The organism is Pseudomonas sp. PDM27 (genome assembly GCF_019219205.1).
Taxonomy (GTDB): Bacteria; Pseudomonadota; Gammaproteobacteria; order Pseudomonadales; family Pseudomonadaceae; genus Aquipseudomonas; species Aquipseudomonas laurylsulfatiphila.
Genome location: NZ_JAHUWF010000010.1, coordinates 161,832 through 176,473 on the forward strand (window position 1 = coordinate 161,832; position 14,642 = coordinate 176,473).

The 14,642-nt window shown below is 58.4% G+C and carries 13 protein-coding genes; 8 read left to right on the plus strand and 5 right to left on the minus strand.

Features of this window, described 5'->3' with window-relative positions; translation table 11 throughout:
* Positions 1-58: 58 nt before the first annotated feature.
* The 5 genes from KW838_RS20830 (at position 59) to ctlX (ending at position 4,157) form a co-directional block, all read left to right on the plus strand.
* Entirely contained in the window at positions 59-784 is a 726-nt protein-coding gene (locus tag KW838_RS20830) for an ABC transporter permease (RefSeq protein WP_102700409.1), read from the plus strand.
* Positions 781-1,491, plus strand: a complete 711-nt coding sequence (locus KW838_RS20835; RefSeq protein WP_102700408.1) for an ABC transporter permease — start codon at positions 781-783, stop codon at positions 1,489-1,491. The genes KW838_RS20830 and KW838_RS20835 overlap by 4 nt, the downstream gene beginning before the upstream one ends.
* 56 nt (positions 1,492-1,547) lie before the next feature.
* Positions 1,548-2,309 carry an ABC transporter ATP-binding protein gene (locus KW838_RS20840; protein ID WP_007986657.1) on the plus strand — a complete coding sequence of 254 codons (762 nt, stop codon included), beginning with the start codon at positions 1,548-1,550 and terminating at the stop codon, positions 2,307-2,309.
* A 12-nt stretch (positions 2,310-2,321) separates the two neighbouring features.
* Entirely contained in the window at positions 2,322-2,801 is a 480-nt protein-coding gene (locus tag KW838_RS20845) for an Lrp/AsnC family transcriptional regulator (protein ID WP_007974731.1), read from the plus strand.
* A 417-nt stretch (positions 2,802-3,218) separates the two neighbouring features.
* Positions 3,219-4,157, plus strand: a complete 939-nt coding sequence (ctlX, locus tag KW838_RS20850) for a citrulline utilization hydrolase CtlX (protein WP_218503263.1) — start codon at positions 3,219-3,221, stop codon at positions 4,155-4,157.
* Positions 4,158-4,333: 176 nt separating this feature from the next.
* Here the strand turns inward: ctlX and KW838_RS20855 are convergent, their stop codons facing one another.
* Positions 4,334-5,413 carry an HAD family phosphatase gene (locus KW838_RS20855; RefSeq protein ID WP_218503265.1) on the minus strand — a complete coding sequence of 360 codons (1,080 nt, stop codon included), beginning with the start codon at positions 5,411-5,413 and terminating at the stop codon, positions 4,334-4,336.
* 263 nt (positions 5,414-5,676) lie between these two features.
* Here KW838_RS20855 and KW838_RS20860 point away from each other — a divergent pair, with 263 nt between their 5' ends.
* Positions 5,677-6,123 (plus strand): hypothetical protein, encoded by a 447-nt coding sequence (locus KW838_RS20860; RefSeq protein WP_218503268.1) that lies wholly within the window; start codon positions 5,677-5,679, stop codon positions 6,121-6,123.
* Between the two features lie 88 nt (positions 6,124-6,211).
* On the opposite strand, the gene menE is transcribed toward KW838_RS20860, so the two are convergent.
* The gene (gene menE, locus KW838_RS20865; protein ID WP_218503270.1) at positions 6,212-7,714 is read right to left on the minus strand and encodes an o-succinylbenzoate--CoA ligase; all 1,503 of its coding nucleotides are present in this window, start codon (positions 7,712-7,714) and stop codon (positions 6,212-6,214) included.
* Between the two features lie 32 nt (positions 7,715-7,746).
* Positions 7,747-9,411, minus strand: a complete 1,665-nt coding sequence (locus KW838_RS20870) for an isovaleryl-CoA dehydrogenase (protein WP_218503279.1) — start codon at positions 9,409-9,411, stop codon at positions 7,747-7,749.
* A 128-nt stretch (positions 9,412-9,539) separates the two neighbouring features.
* Between KW838_RS20870 and KW838_RS20875 the strand changes: the two genes are divergently transcribed.
* Positions 9,540-10,355 carry a PaaX family transcriptional regulator C-terminal domain-containing protein gene (locus KW838_RS20875; RefSeq protein WP_256358924.1) on the plus strand — a complete coding sequence of 272 codons (816 nt, stop codon included), beginning with the start codon at positions 9,540-9,542 and terminating at the stop codon, positions 10,353-10,355.
* A gap of 320 nt (positions 10,356-10,675) precedes the next feature.
* The gene (locus KW838_RS20880; protein WP_218503280.1) at positions 10,676-11,893 is read left to right on the plus strand and encodes a DUF3422 domain-containing protein; all 1,218 of its coding nucleotides are present in this window, start codon (positions 10,676-10,678) and stop codon (positions 11,891-11,893) included.
* A 262-nt stretch (positions 11,894-12,155) separates the two neighbouring features.
* Here KW838_RS20880 and KW838_RS20885 read toward each other — a convergent pair whose 3' ends face one another.
* The gene (locus KW838_RS20885; RefSeq protein ID WP_146025374.1) at positions 12,156-12,887 is read right to left on the minus strand and encodes a hypothetical protein; all 732 of its coding nucleotides are present in this window, start codon (positions 12,885-12,887) and stop codon (positions 12,156-12,158) included.
* Positions 12,888-12,930: 43 nt separating this feature from the next.
* A complete protein-coding gene (locus tag KW838_RS20890; protein WP_218503293.1) occupies positions 12,931-13,755 on the minus strand; it encodes an HNH endonuclease in 825 nt (274 codons plus the stop codon).
* Positions 13,756-14,642 lie beyond the last annotated feature (887 nt).

Below are 14,642 nucleotides of genomic sequence, written 5' to 3' on the forward strand. Positions count from 1 at the left end.
CCTCGCGCCCCGGTCGCTGTGTTGCAGCGAGCGGGGCGCATCAAGACAGGTGACTGGCGTGAATTCCTTCCTTAATATTCCGGGGCTCGATCTTTCGGCCCTGCAAGGCTATGGCCCTTTGTTGCTGCACGGCACCTGGGTCACCCTCAAACTGTCGGCGCTCGCACTTGTGGTGAGCATGGCGCTGGGACTGCTCGGCGCGGCGGCCAAGCTGTCGCCGCTGAAGCTGTTGAATCTGCCGGCGACTTTTTACACGACACTGATCCGTGGCGTGCCCGACCTGGTGTTGATGCTGCTGATCTTTTACAGCCTGCAAGGCTGGCTCAGCGCCCTGACCGAAGCCATGGGCTGGCCCTACATGGAAATCGACCCATTCGTGGCCGGCATCATCACCCTGGGTTTTATCTACGGGGCGTATTTCACCGAGACCTTTCGCGGGGCGATTCTCAGTGTGCCGCGCGGTCAGCAGGAAGCCGCCGCGTGCTTTGGCCTGAGCCGTTGGCAGCGTTTTCGTTTCGTGGTGTTCCCGCAAATGATGCGTTTCGCCTTGCCGAGCCTTGGCAACAACTGGCTGGTGCTGCTCAAGGCCACGGCGCTGGTATCGATCATCGGTTTGTCGGACCTGGTCAAAGTCGCGCAGGAGGCCGGCAAAAGTACGTTCAACATGCTTGATTTCCTGCTGTTGGCCGCCGCGCTTTACCTGCTGATCACCAGCGCTTCGAACTGTGTCTTGCGCGTGCTGGAACGGCGCTACAACCAGGGTGTACGGGGGATGGCGCGATGATCGAGTTGATTGCCGAATACTGGAAACCCTTTCTGTTCAGCGACGGCGAGACCCTCACCGGGTTGGCCATGACCCTTTGGCTGCTGGTGGCGAGCATTGCCATGGGCTTTTTCCTGTCGTTGCCCCTGGCGATCTTGCGCGTCTCGCGCTGGGGCGTCTTGCGTTGGCCGGTTCAGCTGTTTACCTACATTTTTCGCGGCACGCCGTTGTATATCCAGTTGCTGATTTGCTACAGCGGCATCTACGGCATTGCCGTGGTCCGTTCACAGCCATTGCTCGAAGCGTTTTTCCGCGATGCCATGAATTGCACCTTGCTGGCGTTTACCCTCAACACCTGCGCCTACACCGTGGAAATTTTCGCCGGAGCGATCCGCAGCATTCCCTACGGTGAAATCGAAGCGGCCCATGCCTATGGCCTCAGTGGCTGGCGCCTGTATCTGCAACTGATCCTGCCATCGGCGCTGCGCCGCGCGCTGCCGTACTACAGCAACGAAGTGATCCTGATGTTGCACGCGACTTCGGTGGCGTTCACCGCAACGATCCCGGACATCCTGAAAATCGCCCGGGACGCCAACGCCGCGACTTTCATGACATTTCAGGCCTTCGGTATCGCCGGTCTGCTGTACCTGGTGCTGTCGTTCGGGCTGGTGGGTGCGTTCCGCCTGGCTGAGAAACGCTGGCTGAGCTTCCTCGGTCCGGCCCACTGACTTCCATTCTTTATCCAGAGCGGCGCCGACAGGTGTGCCGCTCCAGGAGTATTCGCATGTACAAACTCACCGTTGAAAATCTGTATAAACGTTTTGGTGACAACGAAGTACTCAAGGGCGTCTCGTTGAACGCGAGGGCAGGGGACGTGGTGAGCATGATCGGCGCCAGCGGCTCGGGCAAAAGCACCATGCTGCGCTGCATCAACTTTCTGGAACGGGCGGACGAAGGCGCCATTGCCCTGGATGGCGAGCGAGTCCTCACCCGCCAGGGTGTCGGTGGCATGCGTGTCGCCAACCCGAAGCAGTTGCAGCGCTTGCGCACGCGACTGGCGATGGTGTTCCAGCATTTCAACCTGTGGAGTCACCTGACCGTGCTGGAGAACATCGTGCTGGCGCCGTGTCGCGTCCTGGGCATGAGTCGCAAGGCTGCCGAGGAGAGCGCGCGGGCATATCTGGACAAGGTCGGCTTGCCGCAACGGGTGGCCGATCAGTACCCGGCGTTTCTGTCGGGCGGGCAGCAACAACGGGTGGCGATCGCCCGGGCCCTGGCGGTGGAACCGGAAATCCTGTTGTTCGATGAGCCCACTTCAGCGCTCGATCCGGAACTGGTGGGTGAAGTGCTGAAGGTGATTCAGGCACTGGCCGAAGAGGGCCGGACCATGTTGATGGTGACCCACGAAATGGGGTTTGCCCGGCAGGTCTCCAGCCAGGTGTTGTTCTTGCATCAGGGGCGGGTCGAGGAGCAGGGTGATGCTACGATACTCGACCGGCCGAACAGTGAACGTTTGCAGCAATTTCTATCGGGTCGTTTGAAGTGAGGCAAGGCGTACATGGCGGATATCCGCGATCTGTCGATCGTGCTTGATCGTATCGATCAGGCAATCATTGAAGTGTTGCGCCACGAAGGGCGCATCACCTATCAAAAGCTGTCCGAGCGCGTGCACCTGACCCCCAGGCCGTGTCTGGAACGAGTGCGCAAGCTGGAACAGCTTGGGGTCATTCGCGGCTATGGTGCGATTCTCGATGAGAAGAAACTGACGCCGGGCTTGTCATTGCTGGTGCTGGTGGCGTTGTCGAACCAGAGCGGACGCGCCGCGCAAAAGGCCTTCGAAGCCAAGGTCCGCGCCTGCCCGCAGGTGCTGGAATGTCGCCTGATCAGCGGTGCGTTCGACTACAGCCTGCGCATGCGCTGCCGTGACATGGAGCATTACCGGGTGTTGACCGAAGTCTGGTTCGACGACCCGGATTTGCACATCGACAAACTGGTCAGCCACCCGGAGCTGGCGATGGTCAAGACCACCATGGAATAAGATCAAAAGATCGCAGCCTGCGGCAGCTCCTACAGAACGGCGGTGAACACGGTCCGTGTAGGAGCTGCCGCAGGCTGCGATCTTTTGCTTTCCGGCCCTCACCAAATCCGCCGAATCGGGCAGATTCTTCAAAAGCCGTAATCAACCGTTTCCCCCCCCCCGCTTTTACACATCGACAAACTGCTCAGCCAGATCAAAAGATCGCAGCCTGCGGCAGCTCCTGCAGAACGGCGGTGAACACGGTCCGTGTAGGAGCTGCCGAAGGCTGCGATCTTTTGCTTTCCGGCCCTCACCGAATCGGCTGGGCAACCAGGCATCTTCAGCCGTTTCCATCAGCGCAACAGCCGTAATCAACCGGGTTTTTCCCGCTTTGAAACAGACAATGAGCCTCTCTCGCCCCTCATTGAGCCTGTGCCCATGCAAACCACCAATACGGTTTTAATGATTCGTCCGACACGTTTCTCCTTCAATCACGACACGGCGGCGAACAACCGCTTCCAGCGTCCGGCAACCGTTGCTGAAGACGTACAACTCAAGGCCCTTGCCGAGTTCGATGGCTATGTCGACGCGTTGCGTCGGCACGGTGTCGAAGTCCTGGTGCACAACGATCGCGAAGCGCCGCATACACCGGACTCGATCTTCCCCAACAACTGGTGGAGCAGCCACCCGGATGGCACCCTGGTGCTGTACCCGATGCAGGGCCACAACCGGCGTCTGGAGCGGGACAAGGGTGTACTCGACGGGTTGCTGGGCGAATACCGGGTCGAGCAGGTGCTGGACCTGTCCAGCCTTGAAGAGCAGGAGGTTTTCCTGGAGGGCACCGGCAGCATGGTCCTGGATCGGCAACAGCGGATCTGCTACGCCGGGTATTCCACACGCACCCACGCCCGGGCACTGGATCAACTGGTCACCCATCTGGGCTATGAACTTTGTGCGTTCAACGCGGTGGACCGCCAAGGCGTGGCGATTTATCACACCAATGTGATGATGAGCGTGGGCACGCGCCTGGCCGTGGTGTGCCTGTCAGCGGTTGCTGATCCCGCCGAACGCCAGGCATTGCGTACGCGCCTGGAAGACAGCGGCAAGCAGGTGATCGCCCTGGATTGGGCGCAATTGGAATCTTTCGCCGGCAACATGCTGGAGGTGCACAACGCAGCAGGCGAGCCGCTGCTGGTGATGTCGCGCACCGCCTGGCAATCCCTGGACGCCGATCAGCGTCGCTTGATCGAAACGCACACAACGCCATTACCGGTGAACATCGACACCATCGAGCGCATCGGTGGCGGTAGCGCGCGCTGCATGCTGGCCGAGGTGTTCCTGCCAAGGCAAATGTCCACCCGGCAACAGGTGCGATGATGGTCCGCCCGGTAACGGCCGCCGGGCGAGAGGGGAAGGCGCGTTAGCCAGGGAGCCGGAGGTCCAGCCGGACCCGGTGTAGGCGAGGCCGCCGTGGTCCACGAAAGCTGGAACGTTGGCCGCTGCGGCTCGAACCGTGGCGACCTCTGCTACCTGAACTCACCCGCAGCGGTGTTTCACTCGAATGCAAATACCTTCTTCCAATCCTTTTTCATGCTGATGACCGTCCAGCCATCTCGCTTTGCCTGGTCATAAAGGGGTTGCGTGAAGGTGCCTACCTTGGTCTCGGGCAATGCTTGAGCCGGGCCATAGGCATATTCGCGCTCGGCGTCGTCGTGCAGCACCAGCATCACCAGCCGCGCGCCTTGGCCGGCCTTGGTGTATTCCAGCATCTGCTTGTCGCCGGTGGAGTTGCCGAAGGCCGCGTTTGGCTGACGGCCCGTCATCAGGTAAATGTTCTCTGGCTTGCCGGCATCGTTGTCGTTGAGCACTACTTTGGGTTGTTTGATCAACTGCGGTTTACCGTTCTTGTCGTAGACATACTCGGTTGCGCCAGCGCTACCGATGACTTGTTCCGCAGGCACGCCATAGATCTCTTCGGAATAGGTGCGAACGAAGTCCTGACCACCCCCGGTGACAATGTAGGTCTTGTAGCCATTGTCACGCAGGTACTGCATGACTTCTTTCATTGGCTGATACGTCAGTTCGGTGAAAGGACGCTTCCAGCGAGGGTCGCGGGCTTCGGCCAGCCAGGCACGAACTTGCTGCTTGAACTCATCCGTGGGCATGCCGCTGAGGGTCACCATGGCGATTTTCAGGTAGTCATCGAGGGTCAGTTTTGCCATGGCGGCACGGTCGCCCGACAGTACCGTCTTGAAGGGTTCGGCGCTGGCCAACTCCGGTTTTGCCTTGACCACCTCAGGAACGCGGCTCAGGCAATAAAACAGTTGGCTATACGCTGGATGCTCGACCCACAGCGTGCCGTCCTGGTCGAAGGTCGCGATGCGTTCGGCTGGCGAAACGAACTGGCTACCCCCTTGCTGGGTGGTCGCCTTGACGAATTCCACGATGGCTTGCTTGGCCGGCCCGTCATTCCAGGATGCCAAAGGGTCAGCCGCGAACACCGCCGTCGACGCGATCAGGCTCAGCCCGAGTACGGCGAGGGGCGCGCCATGGCGGCGTTCAACGTGCGAGCAAAGGCGCGTCGTAGTGACTGCGGAGTTCCAGGTACGCTGCGCCAGGGTCATGAGATTCATGAAGTTCACCTACGGTGGATGGATTAATCATGGGCGGTTACATGGCTGCTCACTCTGGCGATGACTACAGCAGTCAGTTCGCAATCCAGTGTAGTGGGTTTGCGAATAATTGCTGTTTCTGCACTCGGATCGAGACATTGCTCAATGCAGGAGCGGCACGGGATGGGCATGTCCGAGAAGTACATTCCGGGGGAGTGCAACATGAGCTGATCAGCTATACACAATATTCCACCCGGCACTTCTTCAATCGATCGAGGTTGTCAATGAATTACACCCTCCCACTGACAGCGCTACTGGTCACAGTAAGTCTCTCGGGCTGTACCCGTTCATCCACCCAGTCGGTGACGCTTCCCCTGAAAGCCACACAGCAGAATGCCGGCCAGATCGCCAATACGACGCTGACCGCCGTGGACAACGAAAGTAATTTCAACTTCTACATCTCTGGCGTCCCGACAGGAACCACTTTGCCGTTGCGCATTTACACGTTCGTCAACAGAGGCAACTGCCAGCAGCCAGGCCCGGTTGCTTACGAGATGAACGACAGGATTACCACTCAGCGTACTGCTCAGGCAGGTTGGACGTTTGAGCGTGTTGCCCCGGTCTCTGTGTCGGATCTGATGTCCGGTCAATATTCCGTTGTCGTGCGCACGACACCTGAGGATGGCAGCGTCGATCTTTTTTGCGGGGAAATCGCACAAGCGGCTCGGTGAACGTTTTCGTTGATCGTTCAGCCAAGCGTCGCCAACGTGACTGTCGCGTACGCAAGTGCCGCTGATGTTCAGCGGCACTTGCTCGGGTTTATGCAAGCAACTGTCGCTTCAGAACCTTGCCCACCGAACTGCGGGGCAGGGTGTCAATCATCTGCACCGACTTCACGCACTTGAAACCAGCCAGACGCAGGCGGCATGCCTCGATGATCACGGCCTCACTGGTAGCGCCTGGCGACGCGGCAACGACGAAGGCGACTGGCACCTCGCCCCATCGCTCATCAGGCTGGCCGATGACGGCGACCTCGGCGACACCTGGCAACGAGGCGATCACCGCCTCCAGTTCTGCCGGGTAGATGTTCTCGCCACCGCTGATGATCATGTCCTTGAGGCGATCCACCACGTGGAGAAATCCATGCTCGTCAATGCGACCGATGTCACCGGTTCTGTACCAACCTTTTTGAATAGCTACCTGGGTGGCTTGCGGATTACGCCAGTAGCCGGAAAACATCATCGGCCCACGACACCAGACTTCGCCGTCCAGGCCGGGGGCCAGTGGCTCCAGGCTGGACGGATCGACGATTCTGACCTCACCAAACATCAGCACCTTGCCGTGGGAGTGGGCATGGGCGAGGCCCATTTCCTGGGTCCAAAAGGTCACCGCGCCACAAAACTCGGTAATGCCGTACACCTGCTGCACCTTCACGCCGATGGCCAGGCAGTCTTCGATCAGCCTGAGGGGAACTGCCGAGGCGCCGCAGGTCACGGAAACCAGGCTGCTGCTATCGACTTCCTGTTTTTTTGCCAGAGCCAACAATGCCTGAAGCATCACCGGCACAGTCATCAAGCTGGTGATGCGCTCGCGGGCGATCACCTCCCAGACTTGTGTGGGGTCGAAGTCAGGCAGCAGCACCGTGGTGCAACCTTTGAACACGTTGGTCAGCATGGGTGAAAGTCCGCCGATATGGAACATCGGCGCGATCAGTAGAAAACGGTGGTCCTGATTCCATTCCAGCGTGGCGCTGTTGCTTTGCGCGGTCCAGATCAACGCTGCGTGGGAGAGCAACGCACCCTTGGGTTTTCCGGTAGTGCCCGAGGTGTACATGATCACTGCCGGAGCATCGCCGCCGCGGCCCAGCAACAGCGGAGCGTCCAGGTTGGTATCGGCAGTGATGCGCTCGTAGGCGCCTGGCGCTTGTTCGGTACCTTTGTTGATCAGGATCAGACCTGGTCGGTCAGCTACCAATTGCTGGACGGTGGGTGCGAACGCGTCCTCGAACAGCAGTGCTGCCGGTTCGCTGTCGGCCAGGATATAGCTCAGCTCGGGCGCCTGAAGGCGCCAGTTGAGTACCACCAACGTGGCGCCGACCTTCGCTACGGCAAACAGCGCGCAGGCGAGAAATTCGCTGTTCTTTGAATAGACCGCCACGCGATCGTCTTCGGCCACGCCCTGTGCAAGCATGTAATTGGCCAGGCGATTACAGCGTGCGTCGAACTGGGCGAAGGTCCATCTTCCCGTGGGTGAAACCAGCGCTTCTCGGTCTGGCGTCAAGTCGGCGCGCTGTGCCAGCAAACGTCCTAAATGTACGCTCATGGGGTTCTCCTTTTTTATTGTTATGGCCAAATTCAGAGACGGGGCATGGCGCGCTCGATCAAGGTGCTCAGCGGTGCATTGGAATCGAGGCTGCCAAAGGCGAATCCACATTCGTTGCCCAGGCGTGCCCGGCAGAAGATGTCGGCAATCTCGTTATTGCCTGACTTGAGCAGCAGCCCGGCCTGGATTGCCAGCGCGGTGCGCTCCACCACCAGACGGCTTCGGGCCTCGAGGTTGCCAATGTCCTGGAATGCGTTGTGCAACCACTGCAGGTGGCTGTCATACAGCGGGTGCAGGCCTGCGGCGCTTTGCAGTTCGGCAAACAAGGCCTCACTGACCGCCGGGTCTTTGTGCAACGAGCGCAGCACATCCAGGCATTGCACGTTACCGCTGCCTTCCCAGATGGAATTCAAAGGTGCCTGGCGGTACAGGCGCGGCAGGATGTTTTCTTCGACAAAGCCAATCCCGCCCAGACATTCCTGGGCCTCGTTGACGAACGCCGGGGTGCGTTTGCAAATCCAGTACTTGCCGATGGCCGTGGCGATACGAGCGAAGGCCGCTTCCTGCGGATCGTTCGGCGAGGCATCCACGGCACGGGCGATACGCATCGTGAAGGCCACGGCAGCTTCACTCTCCAGCGCCAGATCGGCCAGGACGTTACGCATCAGCGGTTGTTCGATCAGCACATGGCCGAAGGCATGTCGTTGGCTGACGTGGTTCAGCGCCTGCACCAGGGCCTGGCGCATCAATGCCGAAGAGGCAATCACGCAGTCCAGACGGGTCAGCGCGACCATCTCCAGAATGGTCGCCACCCCGCGACCTTCAGCACCGACCAGATAGGCCGTGGCGCCCTGGAACTCCACTTCGGAGGAGGCATTGCTCCAGTCGCCCAACTTGTCTTTGAGGCGCTGGATGCGCACGGCATTGAGCGAGCCATCGGGCAGGATTCTCGGCATCAGAAAACAGCTCACGCGCCCATCGAGCTGCGCAAGTACCAGGTGCGCATCACACATGGGTGCCGAGAAGAAGAACTTGTGACCGACCAGTTTGAAGCTGCCATCGGCCTGAGGGTGGGCCTGGGTGGTATTGCTGCGTACATCCGAGCCACCCTGTTTTTCGGTCATGCCCATGCCCATGGTGCAGGCGCGTTTTTGCTCGACGGGCAGGGGACGTGGGTCGTAGTCCCGGGCGGTCAGTTTGGGTATCCAGATTTTTGCCAGCTCAGGGGTGTTCAACAGCGCCGGAATGGCGGCGTGGGTCATGGTCAGCGGGCAGCAGGTGCCTGCATCTGCCTGGCCATTGAGATACAACAAGGCAGCGCGCACCACATGGGCTCCGGGTTGCCCCGAGTGGTTCCACGAAAAACTGTGTACCTCGCCGCGCATCGCGTTGAGCATCAGCTGGTGATAGGCGGGATGGAACTGCACCTCATCAATGCGCCGGCCATAGCGATCGAAGGCATGGAGCACGGGTTTGTTGCGATTGGCCAGCTCGCCCAGCTCCATTTGCTCGCCGCCACTCATGGCGCCATGGGCCGATAACTGTGCCTGTGCCCAGTCGCCGCCGTTCACTCGCACCGCTTCGCGCAGTGGGACATCACTGTCCCAGGCGTTGTAAGCTGGTAACGGCTGCGGCTGATTGAAAACTTCGTGGGTTGAAAACGGGGTGTCGATCTTTGGCTGGGTTGCGGCAGACATGAGTGGGTTTCTCCGTGATAGGTCCGGAGAAAATTACACTCAATGTATTTTTTATGTCAATCACTGTAATTTACGATCATTCATCAGGTGCGTGCCGAATCGTGCCTGGAAGGGAGGACTGATTCTTGTTGGAACCCGCTTCAGACGAGCTCGAAAACCCGACGCCAACGCCGCGTCAGTTGATCCTCAAATTGCTCCTGGTTGTCGAAGGTGGTGAGCTGGATGTCACCAGCGCCGTGCGCGCCTGCGCTTTGTTTGGTCTGTCTGCGAACAACACACGGGTTGCGCTTGCCCGGTTGCAGAGCGCCGAACTGATCGAAACTGTCGTGCGCGGCGCCTACCGTCTTGGCCAGGCCGGCAGAGCGCTGGGCGAAGAGATAGGTGCCTGGCGTCAGGCCGAAACGCGTCTGCGTGAGTGGGATGGCAGCTGGGTGGTGGCGCTTACGGCGGCCCTGGGCCGCAGCGATCGCAAAGCATTGCGTGCCCGAGAGCGTGCATTCGGATTGGTGGGCTTGCGCGAACTGGATGACGGATTGTTTATCCGCCCTGACAACCTGGTCGGCGGAGTGGCGCACACACGCGAACGCCTGCTGTCACTGGGCGTGGAAAACTCGACGGCGGTGTTCCAGGCGCAGCAGTTCGATCCGCAGCGAGACGCCCGGGCCCGTTTGCTGTGGGACGCCAGTGAGTTACAGAAAACCTACAGCGACGGCCAACGCACGCTGCAGGCGTCGATGGCGCGCTTGGCCGGCATGCCGATTGAGGACGCTGCCCGTGAGTCGTATGTGCTGGGGGACCAGGCCATGCGCCAGATCGTGTTCGACCCGATGCTTCCTGAGCCTTTGGTGGATTCCGCGCACCGTCGTTCCTTCCGCGAGCTGGTCAAGCGATATGACGATGTCGGCCACCAGATCTGGCGCGACTTTCTCGCCCAGGGTAGATAAAACCCGGACGATGGTTTCGCTTGCCGGCTGCAGCGATGGCAGGTCGACAAACACGCTTCGGACGGTGTCTGTCCTTTGCCTGGCTGAACTGAAGCATGCGAGTAACAGAACCGACACCGGAATCGGTGTGAGAAGTGCCTGCCAGGGACGGCAGGGCTTCGCTGTTGTCGATCCAAGGTTTGTCACCTGGCCGTGACTCGTGAGTTCGCCAAACTGTCCCACCAACAACAGCAATCGATAATGCCCCGAAAAATCCGGCACCTGGCTCGGCTGGGCAGTCATCGCAAGCGGCAAAAACAACTCCAACATGGCCATACAACATGCACCCGTTACGACAAAGCCTGCACAACGAACTACACGCGCGCCCGTCACTGTATTTCGATGAGCCGGCCCATGTGTTTCATCTGGCCTTCCTCGGCAGCGATCAGGCGTGCAATGCATTCCTTGAACAATGCTGCCCAGGCACCCTCGACCTGAATGCCGCCCAAGGCATTACCCAACTCGATGGCCATGCACTGAAATGGGAGCGCCATGCCGAGTTTTTCACCCTGACACTGGTGGTCACTTCATCCTCTGATGACCTGTCCTGGACAACGCTGCCCGAGGTGCTGGCGTCAAAGGTCGAAGTGCATTTGCCGGCCCTGATCAACTCGGTGCAGATTGTCGTGCGTGGTGAAACCGGCCTGGATCTGTCCCGGTACGGCTTCAAGGATCCGAGCGGTTCGTGCGTGGGCGGTGGCGATGCCATGGTCTGGAGTGATTTTCGCCTGAGCGAGGAGGGCAACAACCACATGTTGTTCGTCAACCGGCGCCTGAATGCCTACCGCCAGGGCCGGATGATACGCCGCCTGCTGGAAATCGAGACCTACAGGATGATGGCCTCGTTATCCTTGACCATGGCCAAGGACTTGAGCGCGCAGCTCGATGTTTTCGACAAGACCCTGGTCACCCTTTCCGAACGCAACGCCGACCCGCACGGCAGTAATGCAAAAGCCCTGCTTGCGGATATTTCCAACCTTTCTGCGCAAGTGGTGAGCAGCGCTGCGAAAACCCGGCACCGCTTCAGTGCCACGCAAGCCTATGCGCAATTGGTGTTCGAACGTCTGGGTGAGCTGCGGGAAAGTCACGTCGGTGATTGCCAACGCCTGGGCGTATTTATCGAGCGCCGCTTCAAACCTACCGTCAGGTACTGCACCGCCACCGAACAGCGCCTGGAGCACCTGGCCGAAAGCGTGGCCAACCTGGGCGAACTGTTACAAGCACGGGTTCAGGTGGAAATGGAGGAACAGAACTCGGAAATCCTGAAAAGCCTGAATGCCCGCGCCGATGCCCAGATCAAGATCCAGCGCGCAGTGGAGGGGTTGTCGATCATTGCCATTACTTACTACCTGCTCAGCTTGCTCAAGCTGGGTTACTCAGGGGTGCACCTGCTTGGCGTTGAGGTGACCCCGCGAGAGGCCATGCTGGTCATGGCGCCGCTCGCGATCGGTATTCTTGCGTTGATTGTGCTGCGTATCAGGAAAGTTAAGGAGCATTGAGGTGATGGGCTGCGATGTTGTTGCGGCGTCTTTTCCACCTGTACATGGCGGCCGCCGGCAAAGGGGTGAAGCTTCGACGGGATTGTAGGAGGCAGTGTGTATGACCCGGGGAGGGTGCATGCACCAATGTCCCCTATGAACTGCGTATCGTTTGCAAATGTTTCTCTCCGTCAGCATTTCATTTTACATTCCAAAACCACGTTGCAGAGGAGGGGCGCACCTACGGCACACTTCGGTGGGCAGGTCGTTTTTTTCGCTGATGCTAGCCAAGCATTAATGAAATGCTGCCGAGGAGAAACATCAGGAGGATACCTACGAGCTTGACTAAAAAGCTCAGCCCTCGGTGACCTCCGTACAGCGCTCGCATCCCTTCAGTATTGTTACGGGTCGTGAGGTGCAGCAGTCCGCCCAAGACACAAACAATCACTATGTGCAACAACGGTTCGGTCAAGTTACTGCCATCCGGCACGTAGGCAGGTTGCCCTGCGCTGACCCACCATTTGACTGCTTGAAATAGGCCATATCCGTAGATGGCAAACCACATCCCCCATCCCGACGTATTGACGACAAAGAAAAGGCAGTGCGGCATGCTGATATCGGGAAACCATCTCCTCAGCAGCTGGATCGCAGCGCAGTGGAATCCCCAACGTAGAACGCTGATGATGTATAGCAAGAGTGCGGTCGAAGCAGTCACTAACACCCAGGTCATATTCTTGAGGCGACCGACGATCTTCAATGCCTCGGCAACCGACACTCCAGACCCAACAGAATTTCCATAGGCCCACTCCAGGCTGAAGCCGGCCACGGCCGCCCACACCCCGGCAACAACTAAAGGCAATCCCCAGAGCCCCTTCAGCCGCAAATGGATCGGCCTCCTGGCAGGGGTGAAATCCAACGGTTTTACAACGACTGGAGCAATCAGGAGCAGGGCGTATTTACTTACCTTATGGTCGCGAATTTTAGACCAAGCGAATCTTAAAACGGATGACGACATTATTACCTCGGGCGGGAAAAGTGGCGGAGTTACATCCCTAAAATCACTGTGCAGGGGTAGGCCTCGGGCGGCGTGGCGCATTACTGGGTGCTACTAGTTCAGGCATTCCCCCTTTTGCCGCAGCTAAGCATTCTTTGAGCTTATCTATACTCATGACCTCGGCGCCACGATGTACCACTGCATGGCAGTTCGGGCACAGCGGTATCAAATCGGTTATTGGGTCGAGCTTGTATTCAGCGCCGATCGTGCTCAGGGGTACGATGTGATGAACATGGATAAGCCCTTTGGCGATCTCGCCATAGACCGAGCCGAAGTCAAATTTACAAGCTGCGCACACGGCCTTGTGATGCCGAATGCATGCTTCCCGGGCCTGAGCATTGCGCTCGTATGCGTTGACCCTTACCTCTCGCAGTGCCCCCTCTAGGTAGAGCTCTGGCTGATTGACCTCTTCGGGGATCGCAGGCATGGGTGGCTCTTCACACGCATACCATTGACCTTTCTGCTGAAGTAGCCATTTGCGAGTGATAAATCGTTCAAATTCTTTGATCTTTGCAGGGCCTACGCCGTCCTCGTCCTGGCGTTCGTCCGAGTGCGTAATCTTGAACGTATGAAGCTCGTATTCCTGTTCGGCGACTAACCTGAGATGCTCGACACTCTGCGCGTAGCCATTGTTGCGACGCCCATTCTCAATCTCCCAACCCTCGCAGAGTATGAGTGTACGGTCGCCGTTCATATAAGTGTCCCAAGCGCCGAATATGACCTTGCGCTCTTGGTGATTCACAAACGACCAGCTCCAAGTCCAGTTTTTACACGTGGCGCCCAAGGATTCGATAAATGCTTTTCGGCTGGGGTAGTAAGGAATGCTCATGCGAAGTCCTGCGCGTTAGGTTGTCTGGTGGAGTAGTGAAAGTAGGGGTGTACAGCAGAACATGACAGAGTCGACAACGTACCGCTTCGCTTATAGCATCAGGCAACACGGCCATCAAAGCGCCATGTAGCAGCAACTGCATGGCCCAAAAGAGTCCATGTAGGCCGTACTCGACTGGCAGACGATAGTTTCGGCCAATTGGCGCTCCGGCCGAGAGCCGCGTAGCTTGGTTGAGATTGATCACCATCAACCTCCTTTTAGCATCGAGCTTCTGGGCGGCCAGGGTGTTTGCAAAGGCTCGATCAAAGTGCTTTAAGCGCGATGTCTGAAAACCGGTGCCTTGCCGCAGTCTGCGTCGTACGGGATGTATGCATTGTTTTGGTTATCACAGTCCCGACACGCCAAGTGTCTTCATGCTAGATAAGGAGCGGCAATGGAAATGGAAAAATTGGTTTGGGTCGATGATGAAGCGACGGCAGTACTCAGTGAGCTGGGTAGATTCGCTGCGGCAGTATTGTATGCACGATGCTAGAGCTTGAGCTGGACGTAGATGAATGGAACGAGCTTGGGCAGTGGCGCCGCCTGATCATCCTGCACAAGTAGCGGCACGTGCTGACCGGAAGAGAAACGGCTCTGAACCAAACTCACTGGAAGGTCCTCATTTGAAGGCTCGCCATGAACATTTGGTACATGGCTCATCGAGAGAGTGGAAGTCAGAAACGGTTTTGTCGGATCAGTGGTTCAAGCTGGTCGTCAACATATCTTACATAACATACGATTTAACATAATATACATTATGCGTACTCATAGGTATTCCACACAGGCTGTCTCCCAGGTACATTTCAACCCCCAGCCACATCCCTCGACCAAATCCCCCCCCCAGGATT

What these genes read in the sequence shown, in the direction of transcription:
- KW838_RS20835 (WP_102700408.1), top strand. Translation starts at nt 781, where the DNA reads ATGATCGAGTTGATTGCCGAATACTGGAAACCCTTTCTGTTCAGCGAC.
- KW838_RS20840 (WP_007986657.1), top strand. Translation starts at nt 1,548, where the DNA reads ATGTACAAACTCACCGTTGAAAATCTGTATAAACGTTTTGGTGACAAC.
- KW838_RS20845 (WP_007974731.1), top strand. Translation starts at nt 2,322, where the DNA reads ATGGCGGATATCCGCGATCTGTCGATCGTGCTTGATCGTATCGATCAG.
- ctlX (WP_218503263.1), top strand. Translation starts at nt 3,219, where the DNA reads ATGCAAACCACCAATACGGTTTTAATGATTCGTCCGACACGTTTCTCC.
- KW838_RS20855 (WP_218503265.1), bottom strand. Translation starts at nt 5,413, where the DNA reads ATGAATCTCATGACCCTGGCGCAGCGTACCTGGAACTCCGCAGTCACT.
- KW838_RS20860 (WP_218503268.1), top strand. Translation starts at nt 5,677, where the DNA reads ATGAATTACACCCTCCCACTGACAGCGCTACTGGTCACAGTAAGTCTC.
- menE (WP_218503270.1), bottom strand. Translation starts at nt 7,714, where the DNA reads ATGAGCGTACATTTAGGACGTTTGCTGGCACAGCGCGCCGACTTGACG.
- KW838_RS20870 (WP_218503279.1), bottom strand. Translation starts at nt 9,411, where the DNA reads ATGTCTGCCGCAACCCAGCCAAAGATCGACACCCCGTTTTCAACCCAC.
- KW838_RS20880 (WP_218503280.1), top strand. Translation starts at nt 10,676, where the DNA reads ATGCACCCGTTACGACAAAGCCTGCACAACGAACTACACGCGCGCCCG.
- KW838_RS20885 (WP_146025374.1), bottom strand. Translation starts at nt 12,887, where the DNA reads ATGTCGTCATCCGTTTTAAGATTCGCTTGGTCTAAAATTCGCGACCAT.
- KW838_RS20890 (WP_218503293.1), bottom strand. Translation starts at nt 13,755, where the DNA reads ATGAGCATTCCTTACTACCCCAGCCGAAAAGCATTTATCGAATCCTTG.